Below are 17,976 nucleotides of genomic sequence, written 5' to 3'. Positions count from 1 at the left end.
TGCCCGTCAAGGAGTGGCGTCCGGTGCGTGCTCTCGGCGTGCCGGCCGGACGCCCTCGTACTGGATGTACTCGGGCTTCCGGCCGGTGCGGCGAGAGGGCGTGCCGGGCGTCGCGACGGGGCGAACGTTGCCTGCCGCGGCACTAGCCGAGGGCCTGCTTCAGGTCCTCCACCAGGTCGTCGACGTTCTCGATGCCCACCGACAGGCGGACCAGATCGCCGGGGACCTCCAGGGCGGAACCGGCCGCGGAGGCGTGCGTCATGCGTCCCGGGTGCTCGATCAGCGACTCGACTCCGCCGAGCGACTCGCCGAGCGTGAAGACCCGGGCGCGGTTGCAGACCTCGACGGCCGCCTCCTCGCCGCCGTCGACCCGGAAGGACACCATGCCGCCGAACGCCTTCATCTGCTTCGCGGCGATCTCGTGCCCGGGGTGCTCGGGCAGGCCCGGGTAGAGCACGCTCGTCACGCGCGGGTGCCGCGACAGCAGCTCGGCGACCTTCGTGGCGTTCTCGCTGTGCCGGTCCATGCGCACCGCGAGCGTCTTGGTGCCCCGCAGCACCAGCCAGGAGTCGAACGGTCCCGCGACCGCGCCCATCGCGTTCTGGTGGAACGCGAGCTCCTCGCCCAGCGCCGCGTCCTCGACGATCAGCGCGCCGCCCACGACGTCGGAGTGGCCGCCCATGTACTTGGTCAGCGAGTGCACGACCACGTCCGCACCGAGGCTGAGGGGCTGCTGCAGGTACGGCGTCGCGAAGGTGTTGTCGACGACGAGCCTGGCGCCCCCGTCCCGGGCGATCTGGGCGACGGCGGCGATGTCGGTGATGCCGAGCAGCGGGTTGGAGGGGGTCTCCACCCACACGACCTTGGTCTTCGGGGTCATCGCGGCGCGCAGGGCCGCCGGGTCGCTGCTGTCGGCGACCGACCACTCCACGCCCCACCGGGCGACGACCTTGGCGAAGAGGCGGAACGTTCCGCCGTACGCGTCGTTGGGGATGACGACGTGGTCACCGGGCGAGAGGAGCGTACGCAGCAGGCAGTCCTCGGCCGCCAGTCCGGACGCGAACGCGAGGCCGCGGCGGCCGCCCTCCAGGGCGGCGAGGTTCTCCTCGAGGGCCGTGCGGGTCGGATTGGCGCTGCGGCTGTACTCGTAGCCGCCGCGCAGGCCGCCCACGCCGTCCTGCTTGTAGGTCGAGACCTGGTAGATCGGCGGGACGACCGCGCCGGTCGCCGGGTCGGCGGTGTTGCCCGCGTGGATCGCGAGGGTCTCGAAGTGCTGACTGATGTGCCTGTCGCTCATGGGCACCGAGGGTAGTGCGCCCGCGGAGCGAGTGGCGCACGGCGCCGCCGGGCCAAGGCGTCCTCCCCGCCCCGACCGCCCGCCGCCCGCCACGGACCACCGACCGCCGACCGCCGCCGACCGCCGCCGAAGGAGCGCCGCCGATCGCCACCGAGAGGCGCCCATGGAACCGTTATCCACAGGTTCGCGGCACGGGTTGGCCAATTGTCGGCACGGTCTGGAACGCTGGGGACATGGAGATTCTCTGGGTCCTGATGGCGCTGGTCATGCTGGGCTTCGTGCTGCTTCCCCTGCTCAGGCGCCGGCGTGGAGTCATCGCGCAGGTCCCGCCCGGGCACCCGGACGCCGCGGACCCGGCGACCTACGGATTCGTCCGCCAGGAGGAGCTGGACGTCCGTCTGCCCGGTCCCGACCAGGACCTGCTGGACGTCCTCGAGGTGGTGCGGCGCACCCAGGACCACCGCGCCGCGTCCCAGCTTCTCGCGGGCACGGAGGCGGAGGGCGAACTGCGCTGGCAGCGCGTGCAGGCCTTCGCCGGTGCCGCGGCGCTGGAGCTGCAGGAGCGGCCGGGTGGGGTCAGCGAGACGCCCGGCGGGCAGTGGCTCAGGGTGTGGCGGGCAGAGGCGCCCAAGGACCCGGGGGGCGCGGCGGTGCACGCCGAGTTCCTGGTGCAGCAGGCGTGGCGGACGTCGGCACCGGGGACGGACGACTTCCGGATCATCATGGAGGAGGCCAGGGACGCCTGCGGCCAGGCGGCACTGCTGGCCCCCGGCGACCCGGTCCCGTACATCGTCGAGCTGTCGGTGGCGCGCGGGCTGGCGTACTCCCGGGGCGAGTTCGAGAAGCTCTGGCTGAAGATCCTGGACCGGGCGCCGGCCCACATGGGCGCGCACCTGGCCGCCCTGCACTACTGGTGCCAGAAGTGGCACGGCTCCCGGGAACTGGCGATGGAGTTCGCCCAGGCGGCGGCCGCCCGCGCTCCCCGGGGATCGCTCCTGGCGGCCATGCCCCTCTTCGCGGTCTTCGAGCACCTCCCCGAGGTGAACCTGGTCAGCGGCTTCTACCAGAGCGAAGTCGTGACGAAGGCGGTCCACGGCGCGCTCTTCGCGGTACAGGGGGCCCGCTCCGACGACCCGGTGGCGGCGCACGTCCGGCACCTGCTGGTCTTCTTCCTGGTGCGCTCGGAGCGCTGGGCGGAGGCCATGAACCAGCTGATGCACGTCGACGGCCACGTGGGCGCCCTGCCGTGGACCCTGTCGGAGGACCCGGCGGCGGAGTTCGCCGTCTATCGGGCCCTGGCGGTGGCAGGCTACGAGGCCAACGGCGGCAGCCCGGCGACACTCCCGCACTGAGAGGACCGCTCGGAAGGTCCCGTGGTCCTTCGCGGTCGGGTGGGACGCTGACCGCCCGAGCGGCGGTGATCCGATGAGGGTGGGCTCCGCCTGGAGCGGAGCCCACCCTCAGGACCGTTCGGGGGCCGTCCGGGGGATCAGCCCTCCGCGCGGGCGGGCAGTCGCCATCCCGGGCGGGGGAAGTGGCAGGTGTAGCCGTCCGGGTAACGCTGCAGGTAGTCCTGGTGCTCGGGCTCGGCCTCCCAGAACGGGCCGACCGGCTGCACCTCGGTGACGACCTTGCCCGGCCACAGGCCGGAGGCGTCCACGTCCGCGATCGTGTCCTCGGCGATCCGCTTCTGCTCGTCGTCCACGTAGTAGATCGCCGAGCGGTAGCTGACGCCGATGTCGTTGCCCTGGCGGTTCCTGGTGCTCGGGTCGTGGATCTGGAAGAAGAACTCCAGGATCGCGCGGTAGTCCGTCTCGGCGGGGTCGAAGAGGATCTCGATGGCCTCCGCGTGCGTGCCGTGGTTGCGGTACGTCGCGTTCGGCACGTCACCCCCGGTGTATCCGACCCGGGTCGCCGTCACGCCCGGGAGCCGGCGGATCAGGTCCTGCATCCCCCAGAAACATCCACCCGCCAGCACTGCCCTCTGCGTCTGCGCAGCCATTGGGCCCCTCCAATACTTGTCATCTCGGCCACTCGGCTCACACACCATCGGCGTGCTGCGCCCACTGCCTTGAACGCATGAGGGTTCCCAGCGATTCCGTCCTGCCGTCCGGGCCGGGCGGTGGGGGCCTTCGTGGTCAGGCCACGGGCAGACCGGCCGAAGGCCTGGTGTGGCGGTCTCCTGACGCGTCGGGGCGGGACCGCCGGCCAGGGGGCACCCCGTGGCGCGGGGTGCCTCCGGGCGTCGCCGTCCGGCTCAGATGGTCGCCGTGTCGATCACGAAGCGGTAGCGGACGTCGCTGGCGAGCACCCGCTCGTACGCCTCGTTGATCTCCTCGGCGCGGACGAGCTCGATCTCGGCGCCGATGCCGTGCTCGGCGCAGAAGTCGAGCATCTCCTGGGTCTCGGCGATGCCGCCGATGCTGGAGCCGGCCAGCGTCTTGCGGCCGCCGATGACCGAGAACAGGTTGAGGGAGATGGGCTCCTCGGGGGCGCCCACGTTGACCAGGGCACCGTCCGTGCGCAGCAGCGACAGGAACGCGCCGAAGTCCAGCGGGGCGGAGACCGTGGAGACGATCAGGTCGAAGGTGCCGGCCAGCTCCTCGAAGGTCTTCGGGTCGCTGGTGGCGTAGTAGTGGTCCGCGCCCAGCTTCAGGCCGTCGTCCTTCTTGCGCAGGGACTGGGACAGGACGGTCACCTCGGCGCCGAGCGCGTGCGCGATCTTCACGGCCATGTGGCCGAGGCCGCCCATGCCGAGGACGGCGACCTTCTTGCCCGGGCCGGCGTTCCAGTGGCGGAGCGGGGAGTACGTGGTGATGCCGGCGCACAGCAGCGGCGCGGCGACGTCGAGGGACAGGCCGTCGGGGATGCGCACGACGTAGTTCTCGTCGACGACGATCTTCTCCGAGTAGCCGCCGTGGGTGGGCTGCCCGTCCCTGCCGATGCCGTTGTACGTCATCGTCGCGCCGTTGGCGCAGTACTGCTCCAGGCCGGCCTTGCAGTTGTCGCACTCGCGGCAGGAGTCGACCATGCAGCCGACGCCCACGCGGTCGCCGACCTGGAACCTGGTCACGCCCGGCCCCACCTCGGAGACGACACCGGCGATCTCGTGACCCGGGACCATCGGGAAGATCGCCTCACCCCAGCCCTCGCGGGCCTGGTGGATGTCGGAGTGGCAGATACCGGCGAACTTGATGTCGATCTGCACATCGGACTCGCCGACGGCACGGCGCTCGATGGTGGTGCGCTCCAGCGGGGCCTTCGCGGCGGGTGCGGCGTACGCGGCGACAGTGGTCATACGAAGGGTTCTCCTCGGTGTTGTCCGCTCCCGGCCGCCTTCCGGCCGGGCACGGTCTTCAGACTGCCCGGCGACCGGGGAATCACCCAGGTTCCGCCTTTGCCTACGTTCCCGGTGCGTACCACTGGCGGGGTCAGGCTCGTGTGCGTACGACCGTGAATACTGGGCGCATGGACTCCCAGCCCGACACCGCGCCCGAGCCGGCCACCGGCTTCGCCGCAGACGCGTCCGCCGCAGCCGGTGAGGACACCGGTGGTGGGCTGGACCGGCGGGCCGAGCTCAGCGAGTTCCTGCGTACCCGGCGCGCCCGACTGACGCCGCAGGACGTCGGTCTGCCGGACTACGGCCGGCAGCGCCGGGTGCCGGGGCTGCGCCGGGAGGAGCTGGCCCGGCTGGCCGGGGTGTCGGTGGCGTACTACACGCGCCTGGAGCAGGGCAACGGGCGGAACGTGTCGGCGGAGGTGCTCGACTCGATCGCCCGCGCGCTGCGGCTGACCGACGCCGAGCACGCGCACCTGACGCACCTGGCCAAGCCGAAGCCGAAGCACAAGAAGAAGGCGGCGGTGCGTACCCAGCAGGTGCGGACGTCGCTGCGCCGGCTGCTGGACACGCTGGACGGGGTGCCGGCCTACATCGTGGGCCGCCGGGCGGAGATCCTGGCCTGGAACCGGATGACGGCGGCGGTCTTCGGCGACTGGTCGGAGCTGCCCGTGCAGGACCGCAACTGGGCGCGGCTGGTCTTCCTCGACGCCTGCTACCGGGATCTGTACGTGGACTGGGAGCAGAAGGCGATCGACATCGTCTGCGCGCTGCGCATGGAGGCGGGCTGCTGTCCGGACGATCCGCGGCTGTCGGCGCTGGTGGGCGAGCTGTCGGTCAAGAGCGAGGACTTCCGCCGGCTGTGGGCCAAGCACGACGTCAAGGAGAAGAGTCACGGCGTCAAGCGCCTGCGTCATCCGCTCGTCGGTGAACTGGTCCTGCAGTACGAGTCGTTCAGGCTCCCCGACGACAGCGAGCAGTCCCTGCTCGTGTACCACGCCGAGCCGGCCTCACCGTCGGCGGAGGCCCTGCGCCTGCTGGCCAGCTGGGGTACGGACGCCACCCGGGCGGGCACCGGGAGCTGACCGGCGGCCGCGTCGGCGCCGAGGTCCGACCGCGGCGTCGGCGCCGCGGTGCGGAGGACCGCGCCGCCGCGCACCCGGGTGAGCCGGACGCCGTGAGAACACCGATGCCGCCTCCTGGGAGGCGGCATCGGCACGGGGTGTGAGGCGGGGTCAGACGGCGGAGCCGGCCTTCCACTCGTCCCAGCTCATGTTCCAGCCGTTGAGGCCGTTGTCGGGGGCGACGGTCTTGTCACCGGTGTTGGAGACGACCACGACGTCACCGACGATCGAGTTGTCGTAGAACCACGCGGCCGGCGTGCCGGGGTCGTCGGCGCCCTTCTTGTCCTGCAGACCCACGCAGCCGTGGCTGGTGTTGACGTTGCCGAAGACGGAGGGGGAGCCCCAGTAGTTGCCGTGGATGAAGGTGCCGGAGGTGCTCAGGCGCATGGCGTGCGGCACGTCCTTGATGTCGTACTCGCCCTTGCCGTCGTCGTCGGTGAAGCCGACGGTCGCACCGTCCATCCGGGTCTGCTTGAACTTCTCGGAGATCACCATCTGGCCCTGGTACGTCTTGTTGTCGGGCGAGCCGGCGGAGATCGGGATGGTCTTGACGACGTTGCCGTTCTGAGTGACCTTCATCTGCTTGGTCTTCGCGTCGACGTAGGAGACCTGGTTGCGGCCGATGTGGAAGGTGACCGTCTTCTGCTGCACGCCGTAGACGCCCTGGGCGCCCTCGACACGGTCGAGCGCGAGCTTCAGCGTGACGGTGGAGTTCTCCTTCCAGTAGTCCTGGGGCCGGCAGTCCATGCGGTTGGCGCTGAACCAGTGGCAGGCGACCTCCTGGCCGCTGCTGGAGGTGACCGTGACGCCCTTCTGGACGGCCGCCTTGTTGGTGATCGCCTTGTCGAAGTTGATCGACACGGGCATGCCGACGCCGACCGTGGAGCCGTTGTCCGGCGTGAAGGTGCCGATGAAGCTGTGCGCCGGGGCGACCGTGGTGAACGAGGCGTTCTCGTGGGCGGCACGGCCCTTGGCGTCCGTGGCGGTCGCCGTGATCCGGTAGGTCGTGGCGCGCTCCAGCTGGCCGCTGGGCTTCCAGCTCTTCTTGTCGGGAGATATCCGGCCGTCGACGGTCTTGCCGTCGGTGCTGGTCATCGTCACCTCGGACAGCGTGCCCTTGGCGACGGTGACGGCGGCGGCGCTGTTGATGGAGGCGTTGTCGGAGCCGTCCGCGGGTGTGATCTTGATCTGGGCCTCGGAGGTCTGCCGGGCCGCCGCCTTGTCGGCGCTGGCCTGTGAGGAGTCCTTGTTCCCGTCGGTGGCGCCCGTGTCGCCGCCGGAACACGCCGTGAGTACCAGAACACCACCGAGCAGTGCGGACGCGGTCATCAGACGCTTGCGCCGCTTACTGTTCGTCATCACACATTTCTCCATCGTCGCCGAATCCCCAAAACCCCGAGTCCCCCGCTGAGGACCATCAACGTTACGACCGGTTCGTCCCGTTCCCCGGGCCGTGCGGGTGTGGCACACGCCACGCCCACCGGCCCGGGCCGGTGCGTGAAGTGAGACGACGAAACCCCGGGTGGCGGTTGCCCCCGGGGTCGCCCTGATCCGGGCGGCGTCAGCCGGGATGGCCGCGGTACTCCGTGGCGCCCTCGTCGATCCCTTCGTCGTCGCGGTCCTCGTCGACATCATCCTCGTCGACGTCCCAGTCCGGAGCGTCGGGATCGTAGTCGATCCGCTCGCTGGACCAGGAGGCCTGCTGCAGTTCCACCCCGGGCACCTCTCCCACCAGCGCGAACGGGTCCACGAGATAGGCGAGGGCTTCCGCGGTGTCTTCCGTCACAGTCCGGTGGGCGTGTACCCGTTCTTCCGCGGACATGTCACCGTTTTCGGCCTCGTCGGCGACGCGTTGCCGGGCGGCCCGGGTGACGGCGTCCTCGTCGTCGACCGCGACGACGAGCTCAACGCGGAGGCGGACAAAGCGCGATGTCTCTGGAGTGCTCATGCGGTGAGCGTACGGCTCAAACCTCCCGTGACTTTCCTGTGACCCGCGACCTTCACTAACATCACCTCGCACGGCCAATTCGCCAGCGCCACAAGGGGATCGATATTCCGTGTCATCCGCTCGCCGTACGTTGCTGACCGCCACCACCGCGGGCACCCTGCTGGGCGCCCTGTGGTTCGTCCCGTCCGCGAACGCGACGGTGGAGGCGCCGGCGAGAGAGGCCGCCCCGGCGGCGCCGACCACTCAGGTCACGGTGCGGGCGGGGGCCGCGTCCACGGCCACCGACGCGTCCGGCGCGCAGTCCGGCGGCGGCACCGAACTCGCCGACACCGGAAGCTTCGACACCACCCCCTACGTCGTGGGCGGCACGCTGTTCCTGACGCTCGGGGCCGGGTTCGTGGTCTATTCGGTGCGCCGGGAACGCCTCGGTTTCTGACGCCGGTCCGGCTTCCCCGCCCTCCCCTCGCAAGGCGGGCGGAGGACCCGGGGCCCCGTCGCCGGAAGGGGCACCGGACGGCTCAGCGCAGCGGGCCGGTGACCGTCTCCACGGCGGCGACGAGCCCCCCGTCGCGCACGAAGGCCTCCGCGGCGGCGAGGTCGGGCGCCAGGAACCGGTCCGGGCCGGGCCCGCCCACTCCCGCGTCCCGCGCGGCCTCGATGACGGCGCGCGTCGCCGGGGCCGGGGTCAGCCCCTCGCGCAGCTCGACGGCGCGGGTGGCGGCGTACAGCTCGACGGCGAGCACCCGGGCCAGGTTGCCGACGGCCGTCCGCAGCTTGCGCGCCGCGGACCAGCCCATGGAGACGTGGTCCTCCTGCATGGCGGAGGAGGGGATCGAGTCTGCGGAGGCGGGGACCGCGAGCCGCTTCATCTCACTGACCAGCGCGGCCTGCGTGTACTGGGCGATCATCAGCCCCGAGTCGACACCGGCGTCGTCGGCGAGGAACGGCGGCAGGCCGTGGCTGCGGTTCTTGTCGAGCAGCCGGTCGGTACGGCGCTCGGCGATGGAGCCGAGGTCGGCCACGGCGATGGCGAGGAAGTCGAGGACGTAAGCCACCGGCGCGCCGTGGAAGTTGCCGTTGGACTCCACCCGGCCGTCGGGCAGGACGACGGGGTTGTCGACGGCGGAGGCGAGTTCGCGCTCGGCGACGAGCCGGGCGTGGGCGAGGGTGTCCCGCCCGGCGCCCGCGACCTGCGGGGCGCAGCGCACGGAGTAGGCGTCCTGGACCCGGGGGGCGTCGTCCTGGTGGTGCCCCGTCAGCTCCGAACCCCTCAGCACGGCCAGCATGTTGGCGGCGCTGGCGCCCTGGCCCGGGTGCGGGCGGATGGCGTGCAGCTCGGGGGCGAGGACCTTGTCCGTGCCGAGAAGCGCCTCCAGGCTGAGGGCGGCGGTGACGTCGGCGGACTTGTAGAGGGTGTCGAGGTCGGCGAGGGCCATGACGAGCATGCCGAGCATGCCGTCGGTGCCGTTGAGGAGGGCCAGCCCCTCCTTCTCCCGCAGCTCGACCGGCTGGATGCCGTGCGCGGCGAGCAGTTCACCGGCGGGACGGACGACGCCGTCGGGGCCCTCGGCGTCGCCCTCGCCCATCAGCGTCATGGCGCAGTGGGAGAGCGGGGCGAGGTCGCCGGAGCAGCCGAGGGAACCGTACTCGTGCACGACCGGGGTGATGCCGGCGTTCAGGACGTCGGCCATGGTCCGCGCGACCTCGGGGCGTACGCCGGTGTGCCCGGAGCAGACCGTCTTGAGCCGCAGGAACATCAGCGCCCGCACGACCTCGCGCTCCACCCGCGGTCCCATCCCGGCGGCGTGCGAGCGGACGATGTTGCGCTGGAGCTGGGTGCGCAGTTCCTGGCTGATGTGCCGGGTCGCCAGCGCGCCGAAGCCGGTGCTGACGCCGTAGACCGGGTCCGGCTTGGCCGCCAGCGCGTCCACGATCTCCCGGGCCGCCGCGAGGGCGGCCACCGCCTCCTCGGAGAGTTCGACCCGGGCGCCGCCGCGCGCCACGGCGAGAACGTCGGACGCGGTGACGCCGGACGTCCCCACCACCACAGTGTGCATATCCATATTCAGGAGCGTACGCAGTGAATTCCCTGGTGTCACCACCGGGGGACGGGTACGCCCCTTACCGGAGGGTAGGCCGGTCGGGGCGCGGTCACCGCCCGCGGCATGCCCGGGAAGCCCCGGAACCACCCGCCGTGGCGCGTCAGGGCCGGCGGCCGCGGAAGCGGCGGCGTTCGGACGGGGCGCCGGGCGACGGCTCGTCGGCGAGGCGGACGACGGGATCACCGGGCCCCTCACGCCCGGCGACGACCGGCCTGTCGGCGCGCAGCGCCTTGGCCCGGTACTGCGCGGCGTCGGCGAGACGGAACAGCCGTCGGGCCGAGCGCACCGGCCCGACGGCGCCCTCGGTCGAGGCGATCCCGCAGGCGACCCCCTCCCCCAGCTCCAGCTCGGTCGCCCGGCGGCACAGCTCGTCGACCGCCTTCACCACCTCGTCGGCGGGCGCGCCCACCGCGAGCAGGCAGAACTCGTCGCCGCCGAGCCGCGCGGCCAGGGCCCCGGGCACCATCGCGCCGCACAGGGACAGCACCGACCCGAACCGTTCCAGGAGCCGGTCGCCGACGGCGTGCCCGAACGTGTCGTTGACCCGCTTGAGCCCGTTCAGGTCGCAGACGGCCAGAGTGACGACGGCACCGTCCCGGCGGTGCCGCTCGACGGCCTCCTCGAGCCGCACATCGACCGCGCGCCGGTTGGCGAGCCCGGTGAGCGCATCGGTGAACGCCAGCCGGCGGGCCTCCTGCACCTGCTCGGTCTGCGCCATGCCCGCCGCGACGACGGCGGCCAGCACCGTGGCGAAGTCGGCGTCATCCCGGTCGAAGGCGGGGGCACCGGCGGAGCGGGCGACGTAGAGCTCACCCCAGGCGCGCCCGTGCAGCACGATCGGCGCGACCACGCAGGAGCCGCGTCCGCGCCGCCGCAGCGCGGCGACACGCTGGTGGCAGTAGCCGGAGTGGCCGGCGGCCGGGCCGGCCGCGGTCTCGACCCAGGCGTTCGGCTCGCCGCCCGCGGCCCACCGCTCGTGCAGGAACTCGGTGATCTCCGGGAACTGGTGCACCGGATAGGTCTCGTCCTCCGGGAACTCCTCCTCCTCGGGCGATCTGTCCCCCACGTTCACGAGGACGCGCAGCCGCCCGCGGTCCCGTTCCCAGACCGACAGCGCGGCGAAGCTGCCGGCCAGCGCCCGGCACGCGCCGAGCGCCGCCGCCCGCCAGGAGTCACGCGGGGTGTGCGTCGCGGCCATGCCCTGCGCCAGTGCCACCACGGCGGCCAGCCGCCTGTTGTCGCCCATTACCCCAGGTTAGGGACGTTTTGCTGCACATGGGGCATTTGGGCGGCTGACGGGGCGCCCCTCACGGGACGCCGCCGACACGGTCCGGATCCCCGCGCCGACCGAGCGCGGGCCGCCCCACGGCACCGGCGACAGCCGGCCGCCCGGTGCTCCGCCGGCCCGCCTGCGAGCCGCCACCCGGTCCTTCACCCGCCCGCCTGCGAGCCGCCGCCCGGTCCTTCACCCGCCCGCCTTGCGAGCCGCCACCCGGCAGGCGCTCCGCCGCCCCGGTCCCGGCCCGTCACGACCGGCGCTCGGCCGCCCCGCTCCCGGGTGCGCGCCCGGCGCCGAGGACGCTCCCGGTCACTCGCCCGGCCACAGCGCTGCGGTCACTCGCCCGGCCAGCGGGCCGGACGCTTCTCGTTGAACGCCGCCACTCCCTCGGCACGGTCCCCGGAGAACGCCACCGCCCGCCAGGCGGCGTCCTCGACCTCGAGTCCGGCCCGCAGGTCCATCCCGTGTCCCAGCCGCAGCGCCCGCTTGGCCGCCCGCAGCCCGACCGGCGAGTTCGCCGCCATCCGGGCGGCCAGCGCCAGCGCCTCCTCCCGGTCCCGCCCCTCGTCCACGAGCTGGTCCACCAGTCCCAGCTCGCGCGCCTCCGCGGCCTCCACCCTGCGCGCGGTGAAGATCAGCTCGGCCGCCCGCGCCGCCCCCACCCGGCGCGGCAGCAACTGCGTGCCGCCGCCCCCGGGGATGACGCCCACGGACACCTCGGGGAGCCCCACCAGGGCGGTACGGTCGGCCACGATCACGTCGCAGGACAGCGCCAGCTCGAACCCGCCACCGAGCGCGTACCCGTGCACCGCCGCGATCGTCGGCATCGGCAGTTCCAGTACGCCGGTGTACGCCCCGCGCGCGACGGGCCGCTGCCGCACCAGGTCGGCGTCGCTGAAGGAGTTGCGCTCCTTCAGATCGGCACCGACGCAGAACGCCCGCTCGTGCGACGACGTCAGCACGACCACGCGCGCGTCCCGGTCGGCGGCGAGCGCGGAGCACGCCGCGGTGATCGAGCGGGCCATGTCGGTCGACACGGCGTTCATGGCCTTGGGCCGGTCGAGGACGAGCTCCGCGACATGGTCGTGCCGCCGCACCAGCACGAACTCCCCGAACCGCTCCTCGCTCATGACACCCTCCCGGTTAACGCGGGTTAACAACACGTGCCCCGATCATCGCAGCCGCGCGCCGGTCGAGGGAAGGGCCGTCAGGGGGAGCGGGTGGGAGGCGGTCGGCGGGGCCGGCCCTGGCAGAGCGGCCCTTCGTGTCCAGGACCGATTACCCGTTCGAGTGACATCCCCGCCCATCCGACACCGAAGCCCCACGGGAGCGCATAGCGTGCGTCCGCCGCGGCGCATCGGGGGCGCGAGCGCACCGGGGAGGGATCGCGATGACCACGGACACGACCAGAGCGCGGGACACCAGGGGCTCCGGGACACGCGGCACGCGGGGCGTGCCGCCCACTGGAGCGGGGGCCGAGGCGAACGGGGGTGCCGGGCCCGGCGGCGCGGAGGACGGCGCCACCGGGGCGAGGAGCGCCGGGGACGTGGCCGGCACGGGGGGCCCGCCCTACGGGGCGACCGCGGAGAACGACGTCGGTGCGGGCGCCGACGACGTCCGCAGGAGAAGGGCACGGGCGGAGCACGGCCGGGGCGAGGGAACGGACGCGCCGGGCTCACGCGCCCAGAGCGCCGAACCCGGGACGATACGGGCCGGAGGCTCGCCGCGTGAGACCCCGCAGACCGGACCCGCCGGCCCAGGAGAGCCCGACGCCGGATCGGCTCCGGCCGCAGGCCCGCAGTCCTGCGCCGGTCCAGTTCCAGACCCGGAGCCCTGTGACGGCCCGGCCACGAGCCCGCACCCCTGCGCCGGTCCAGCCCCACACCCGGAGCCCTGCGACGGTCCGGGTACGCGCCCGCAGCGCAGCCACGGTCCGGCCGCAGGCCCGCAACCCTGCGACGGTCCTACCCCAGGCAGGCAACCTGGCGACAGTCCGACCCCAGGCGCGCAACCCTGCGACGGTCCGGCCGCGGGCGGGCGAGCCCGCAGCCGACACGCCCTCCGGGGCGCCCCCGGCGACGGCACGCCCGCCGGGGCCCCGGCCACGCCGATCCGGCGGCGAGCCGGCGTCACGGGTGAGGGCACCAGGGACACCGAAGGCTCCCGCGCCGAGCCCCCCTCGGACGGGCGTCCGGAGCCCGAGGCGCCCGCGGCCGGCGACGTGCGGTCCGGTGACGCCCCCCGCGGCGAGGGCCGTACCGCCGAAGCGGTCGCCACCGTCACCTGCGGGGCCGGCGTTCGCGTCCCGTTCGGAAGCCCGCGGGGGCGGGGGCGTCACCGCCGCCCCCGACACCGCAAGGCGCTGCTCGTCGCCGGGGGCCTCGCTCTCGCCGCCGGTGCACTGAGCCTCGTACGGCTGGCGCCCGAGTCCGGGTTCGGCGGTCCGGGCGCGGCCGAGGCCGAGCCTCTGCCGGGCCACGGCAGGGTGACGCACGGATCCGGCACCTCGGCCGCCGCCGTCACCCCCGGTCCCGCGGACCTGCCCTCGGCGACCGCCGTCCCCGGCGGGCAGCGCTCCCAACCGGTCCCGGGCACGGGCGCGGCACCGGCCGCGTCGTCGTCCCCTGCCACGGCCGCGCGCCCGTCGTACCCGCCCGGCGGCACGCCCCTGTCCGAGGCCCCGGACGCGCCGCACGCCCCCGTGACGACACCCCGGCCGCCCGCCGCCTCGGCTCCCGAGCCGCGCCCGGCCCCGCCTTCCGCACCGGACCGGACGGCACCGGGTCCGGGCACGCACTCCTCCGCCCCACCGCCGGGCAGCCCGGGACTGTGCCTGCCGATCATCGGGCTGTGCGTGGACGTGGGGCACGGGGCGTCCGGCCGCTGAGCACCGGCCGCCGTCACCGACCGCGTGCCGCGACCCGCCCGCGCGCCACTCGCCATCCGCGATCCGTTCACGTCCGCGCCAGGCTCGTGCACCGCACCAGCGCGGCGCTCACGCAGGGGTCACGACGTCCTGTCCTCCCGCCGGGTGAGCAGCCAGGGCTCGACCACGCCGAGTCCGCGCACCGGGCGCTGCCACATCGGCTGCAGGGCGAACCGGTAGGCCGGGGGCTCCTTGCCCTCCTTCTCCGCGGCGGCCGCGGCCTCGGCGGCCGCCGCCTCGGAGGGCGGGGCTTGACCCGTGCGGATCAGCTCCTCGGCGAAGGCGGTGTCGACGAGGACGGCGTCCCGCGGGGCTATCGACGTCAGCCGCGAGGCGAGGTTGACGGTCGTGCCGAAGACGTCGCCCATCCGGGTGGTGACCGTGCCGAACGCCATGCCCACCCGCAGCTCGGGCATCGTCTCGTCGTTCGCCATCGTCTCGATCAGGCGCAGCCCGATCTCCGCCGCGACACATGCGTCGTCGGCGGCGTACAGGACCTCGTCGCCGAGGGTCTTGATCAGCCGCCCGCCGTGCGCGGCCACCAGGTCGGCGGCGGTCGTCTCGAAGGCCTCGACGAGTTCGCCGAGCTCCTCCTCCTCCATGCGGCGGGTCAGCCGGGTGAAGCCGACGAGGTCGGCGAAGCCGACGGCGAGGCGCCGGTCGACCATCTCCGCGTCGTCGGCGGCCTGCACGACGCGGCCGGCGGACGCGGCGAGCTGGCGGCGCCAGACGTAGACGAGGAACTCCTCCAGCTCGGGCAGCAGCAGCTCGACGATGGGGTACGTCACCTCGGTGCGGGTCATCCCCGGCTCGGGCGGCTCGGTCAGGCCCTCCAGGAAGGAGTCCATCTGCCATTCCGCCAGCCGGGCGGTGGTCTGCCCGGTGGACCGGGCGACCTGCACGGCCATGGCCTCGCTGAGCAGTCCCGCCTCGACGAGGCCGGCGAGGCGGCGCAGGGCGAGCACGTCGGCCTCGGTGAGCGCCTTGGCCTGCCCTATGTCGGGGAAGCCCATGGCCCGCCAGAAACGGGAGGCGAGCTCCATGGAGACGCCGGCGCTGCGCGCCGCCTGGAAGGGGGTGTAGCGCCGGTCGGCGCCCAGGATGAGGTGCTCCAGACGCAGAGCGAGAGGGTCCTCGCCGGAGTCGGCGGCGTGGGGGTCCACCCGGCCGTCCCCGTCCGCGCCGGAGCCCGTGTCGTCGACGGTCACGCCTGCTGCCCTTCCGATCTGCCACGGTCAGGTATCGACCGGCCTCAACTCTACGGCAGGTGTGCGCCAGCTCACTCCGTCAGGTCGCGCCGAGGGGTGAGGTGACCTGGGTCTTGAGGAGCGGGGACGGGCCCGCGGCGCGCGACGCGCGGGGTGTCTCACGCCGGGCGCAGATGGACGATGTCGCCGGCGCCCACGGGCTCCCGCACGCCCTCCTTCGTCGCCAGGACGAGGCGCCCGTCGCCGTCCACCGCGACCGCCTCCCCGACGAGCGCCCGGTCCCCCGGCAGCTCGGCCCGCACCATGCGCCCCAGCGTGGCACAGCCCGCCGCGTAGGTCTCCTGCAGCCCGCTGGCGACCGGATCGCCAGCGGCGGCACGCCAGCGCCCGTACCAGTCCTCCAGGGACCGCAGCACCGCCCGCAGCAGGGGGTCACGGTCCGTGTTGCGGGCGCCGGCCTGGGCCAGGGAGCCGGCCTGCGGGACCGGCAGCTCGTCGGCGTGCAGCGAGACGTTGATGCCGACGCCGACGACCACGGCGTCGTCCCCGGCCCGTTCGGCCAGGACGCCCCCGGCCTTGCGCTCCTCGCCGCCGACGGTCACCAGCAGGTCGTTCGGCCACTTCAGGGACGTGTCCACGCCGGCCGCGCGGGCCAGGCCGGTGGCGACCGCGACCCCGGCGAGCAGCGGCAGCCAGCCCCAGCGGGACACCGGCACCCCGCCGGGCCGCAGGAGGACGGAGAAGAACAGGCCGGAGCGGGGCGGCGCGGTCCACCGGCGGTCCAGCCGGCCGCGCCCGGCCGTCTGCTCCTCGGCCACCAGGACGGCGCCCTCGGCCACCCCGCCCGCGGTGGCCCGGGCGACCAGGTCGGAGTTGGTGGAGCCGGTGCTCTGCACCACGTCCAGTGCCGACCACAGGCCGTCCTCGCGCACCAGCGCCCGACGCAGCGCCGTGGCGTTCAGCGGCGGGCGGCCGAGGTCGGACCAGCGGCTCCGGCCGGATCCGCCGTTCAGGCCCGGTTCGTTGCCGGGGTTGTCGTCTGCTGCATCTCGCGGCGTCATGCAAGTAACACTAGGTGTGGTAAACGCCGCACTGCCGATCGGTGGGGCCCCCACTACGCTACGGATGAGTAACCGTCCCCCCTTTTGAGCAGGCAGGGAGCCGCATCCCGATGTCCGAGCCGGAAGAGATCGACATTCACACGACCGCTGGGAAACTCGCGGACCTCCAGCGCCGTATCCAGGAAGCGACACATGCCGGCTCGGAACGCGCTGTCGAGAAGCAGCACGCCAAGGGCAAGCTGACGGCACGTGAGCGGATCGAGTTGCTGCTCGACGAGGACTCCTTCGTCGAGCTCGACGAGTTCGCCCGGCACCGCTCCACCCACTTCGGGCTGGAGCAGAACCGCCCGTACGGCGACGGCGTGGTGACCGGGTACGGCACCGTCGACGGCCGCCCCGTCGCGGTGTTCTCGCAGGACTTCACCGTCTTCGGCGGCGCCCTCGGCGAGGTGTACGGGCAGAAGATCGTCAAGGTGATGGACTTCGCCCTGAAGACCGGCTGCCCGGTCATCGGCATCAACGACTCCGGCGGCGCCCGCATCCAGGAGGGCGTGGCCTCGCTCGGCGCGTACGGTGAGATCTTCCGCCGCAACACCCACGCCTCGGGTGTGATCCCGCAGATCAGCCTGGTCGTCGGACCGTGCGCGGGCGGTGCGGTGTACTCGCCGGCGATCACCGACTTCACGGTCATGGTCGACCAGACCTCGCACATGTTCATCACCGGTCCCGACGTCATCAAGACGGTCACCGGCGAGGACGTCGGCTTCGAGGAGCTGGGCGGCGCCCGGACCCACAACTCCGCCTCCGGCGTGGCCCACCACATGGCCGGGGACGAGAAGGACGCCATCGAGTACGTCAAGCAGCTGCTGTCGTACCTGCCGTCCAACAACCTCAGCGAGCCCCCGGCCTTCCCGGAGGAGGCGGACCTCGCCGTCGGCGCCGAGGACCTCGAGCTGGACACGCTCGTCCCGGACAGTGCGAACCAGCCGTACGACATGCACACGGTGATCGAACACGTTCTCGACGACGCCGAGTTCTTCGAGACGCAGCCGCTGTTCGCGCCGAACATCCTCACCGGCTTCGGGCGGGTGGAGGGCCGGCCGGTCGGCATCGTGGCCAATCAGCCCATGCAGTTCGCCGGCTGCCTGGACATCGACGCCTCCGAGAAGGCCGCCCGCTTCGTGCGCACGTGCGACGCCTTCAACGTGCCGGTGCTGACCTTCGTCGACGTGCCCGGCTTCCTGCCGGGTGTCGGCCAGGAGCACACCGGCATCATCCGCCGCGGCGCGAAGCTGATCTTCGCCTACGCCGAGGCCACCGTCCCGCTGATCACGGTGATCACGCGGAAGGCGTTCGGCGGCGCGTACGACGTCATGGGCTCCAAGCACCTGGGCGCCGACCTGAACCTGGCCTGGCCGACCGCGCAGATCGCCGTGATGGGCGCGCAGGGCGCGGTCAACATCCTGCACCGCCGGACCATCGCCGAGGCGGAGGACGCCGACGCGACGCGGGCGCGGCTCATCCAGGAGTACGAGGACACCCTCCTCAACCCGTACGTCGCGGCCGAGCGCGGCTACGTCGACGCCGTCATCATGCCGTCCGACACCCGTGCCCACATCGTGCGCGGTCTGCGTCAGCTGCGCACCAAGCGGGAATCCCTGCCTCCGAAGAAGCACGGCAACATCCCCCTCTAG

Annotated in this window: 14 protein-coding genes; 4 read left to right on the top strand and 10 right to left on the bottom strand. The window is 73.1% G+C overall.

The window, feature by feature from the left end; translation table 11 throughout:
* Positions 1-142 precede the first annotated feature (142 nt).
* Positions 143-1,297: a cystathionine gamma-synthase gene (locus ACWDNY_RS06255; RefSeq protein WP_451644539.1), complete on the bottom strand. Its 1,155-nt coding sequence runs from the start codon at positions 1,295-1,297 to the stop codon at positions 143-145.
* 233 nt (positions 1,298-1,530) lie between these two features.
* Between ACWDNY_RS06255 and ACWDNY_RS06250 the strand changes: the two genes are divergently transcribed.
* Positions 1,531-2,649 (top strand): hypothetical protein, encoded by a 1,119-nt coding sequence (locus ACWDNY_RS06250; protein ID WP_451644538.1) that lies wholly within the window; start codon positions 1,531-1,533, stop codon positions 2,647-2,649.
* 137 nt (positions 2,650-2,786) lie between these two features.
* Here ACWDNY_RS06250 and msrA read toward each other — a convergent pair whose 3' ends face one another.
* Entirely contained in the window at positions 2,787-3,299 is a 513-nt protein-coding gene (gene msrA / locus ACWDNY_RS06245; protein ID WP_451644537.1) for a peptide-methionine (S)-S-oxide reductase MsrA, read from the bottom strand.
* Between the two features lie 255 nt (positions 3,300-3,554).
* Positions 3,555-4,595 carry an NAD(P)-dependent alcohol dehydrogenase gene (locus ACWDNY_RS06240; protein WP_451644536.1) on the bottom strand — a complete coding sequence of 347 codons (1,041 nt, stop codon included), beginning with the start codon at positions 4,593-4,595 and terminating at the stop codon, positions 3,555-3,557.
* Positions 4,596-4,765: 170 nt separating this feature from the next.
* Between ACWDNY_RS06240 and ACWDNY_RS06235 the strand changes: the two genes are divergently transcribed.
* Entirely contained in the window at positions 4,766-5,719 is a 954-nt protein-coding gene (locus ACWDNY_RS06235) for a helix-turn-helix domain-containing protein (protein WP_451644535.1), read from the top strand.
* Between the two features lie 150 nt (positions 5,720-5,869).
* Here the strand turns inward: ACWDNY_RS06235 and ACWDNY_RS06230 are convergent, their stop codons facing one another.
* A complete protein-coding gene (locus tag ACWDNY_RS06230; RefSeq protein WP_451644534.1) occupies positions 5,870-7,117 on the bottom strand; it encodes a L,D-transpeptidase in 1,248 nt (415 codons plus the stop codon).
* A gap of 202 nt (positions 7,118-7,319) precedes the next feature.
* Positions 7,320-7,706, bottom strand: coding sequence for a hypothetical protein (locus tag ACWDNY_RS06225; protein ID WP_451644533.1), 387 nt, complete (start codon positions 7,704-7,706; stop codon positions 7,320-7,322).
* A 109-nt stretch (positions 7,707-7,815) separates the two neighbouring features.
* On the opposite strand from ACWDNY_RS06225, the gene ACWDNY_RS06220 reads away from it, so the two are divergent.
* Positions 7,816-8,142: an LPXTG cell wall anchor domain-containing protein gene (locus tag ACWDNY_RS06220; protein ID WP_451644532.1), complete on the top strand. Its 327-nt coding sequence runs from the start codon at positions 7,816-7,818 to the stop codon at positions 8,140-8,142.
* Positions 8,143-8,224: 82 nt separating this feature from the next.
* On the opposite strand, the gene hutH is transcribed toward ACWDNY_RS06220, so the two are convergent.
* The 5 genes from hutH to ACWDNY_RS06195 form a co-directional block, all read right to left on the bottom strand.
* Positions 8,225-9,763 (bottom strand): histidine ammonia-lyase, encoded by a 1,539-nt coding sequence (hutH, locus tag ACWDNY_RS06215; RefSeq protein WP_451644546.1) that lies wholly within the window; start codon positions 9,761-9,763, stop codon positions 8,225-8,227.
* Positions 9,764-9,908: 145 nt separating this feature from the next.
* Entirely contained in the window at positions 9,909-11,054 is a 1,146-nt protein-coding gene (locus ACWDNY_RS06210) for a diguanylate cyclase domain-containing protein (RefSeq protein WP_451644531.1), read from the bottom strand.
* Between the two features lie 368 nt (positions 11,055-11,422).
* Complete coding sequence (locus ACWDNY_RS06205) at positions 11,423-12,217, bottom strand: enoyl-CoA hydratase/isomerase family protein (protein WP_451644530.1); 795 nt, start codon at positions 12,215-12,217, stop codon at positions 11,423-11,425.
* Positions 12,218-14,093: 1,876 nt separating this feature from the next.
* Positions 14,094-15,221, bottom strand: coding sequence for an adenylate/guanylate cyclase domain-containing protein (locus ACWDNY_RS06200; protein ID WP_451644529.1), 1,128 nt, complete (start codon positions 15,219-15,221; stop codon positions 14,094-14,096).
* Positions 15,222-15,379: 158 nt separating this feature from the next.
* Complete coding sequence (locus tag ACWDNY_RS06195; protein WP_451644528.1) at positions 15,380-16,282, bottom strand: biotin--[acetyl-CoA-carboxylase] ligase; 903 nt, start codon at positions 16,280-16,282, stop codon at positions 15,380-15,382.
* Positions 16,283-16,392: 110 nt separating this feature from the next.
* Here ACWDNY_RS06195 and ACWDNY_RS06190 point away from each other — a divergent pair, with 110 nt between their 5' ends.
* Positions 16,393-17,976, top strand: a complete 1,584-nt coding sequence (locus ACWDNY_RS06190) for an acyl-CoA carboxylase subunit beta (RefSeq protein ID WP_451644527.1) — start codon at positions 16,393-16,395, stop codon at positions 17,974-17,976.

It is taken from the genome of Streptomyces sp. NPDC003697 (assembly GCF_053587115.1).
The sequence above is the reverse complement of the archived record's forward strand: the minus strand, read 5'-3'. Positions and strand labels throughout refer to the sequence as shown.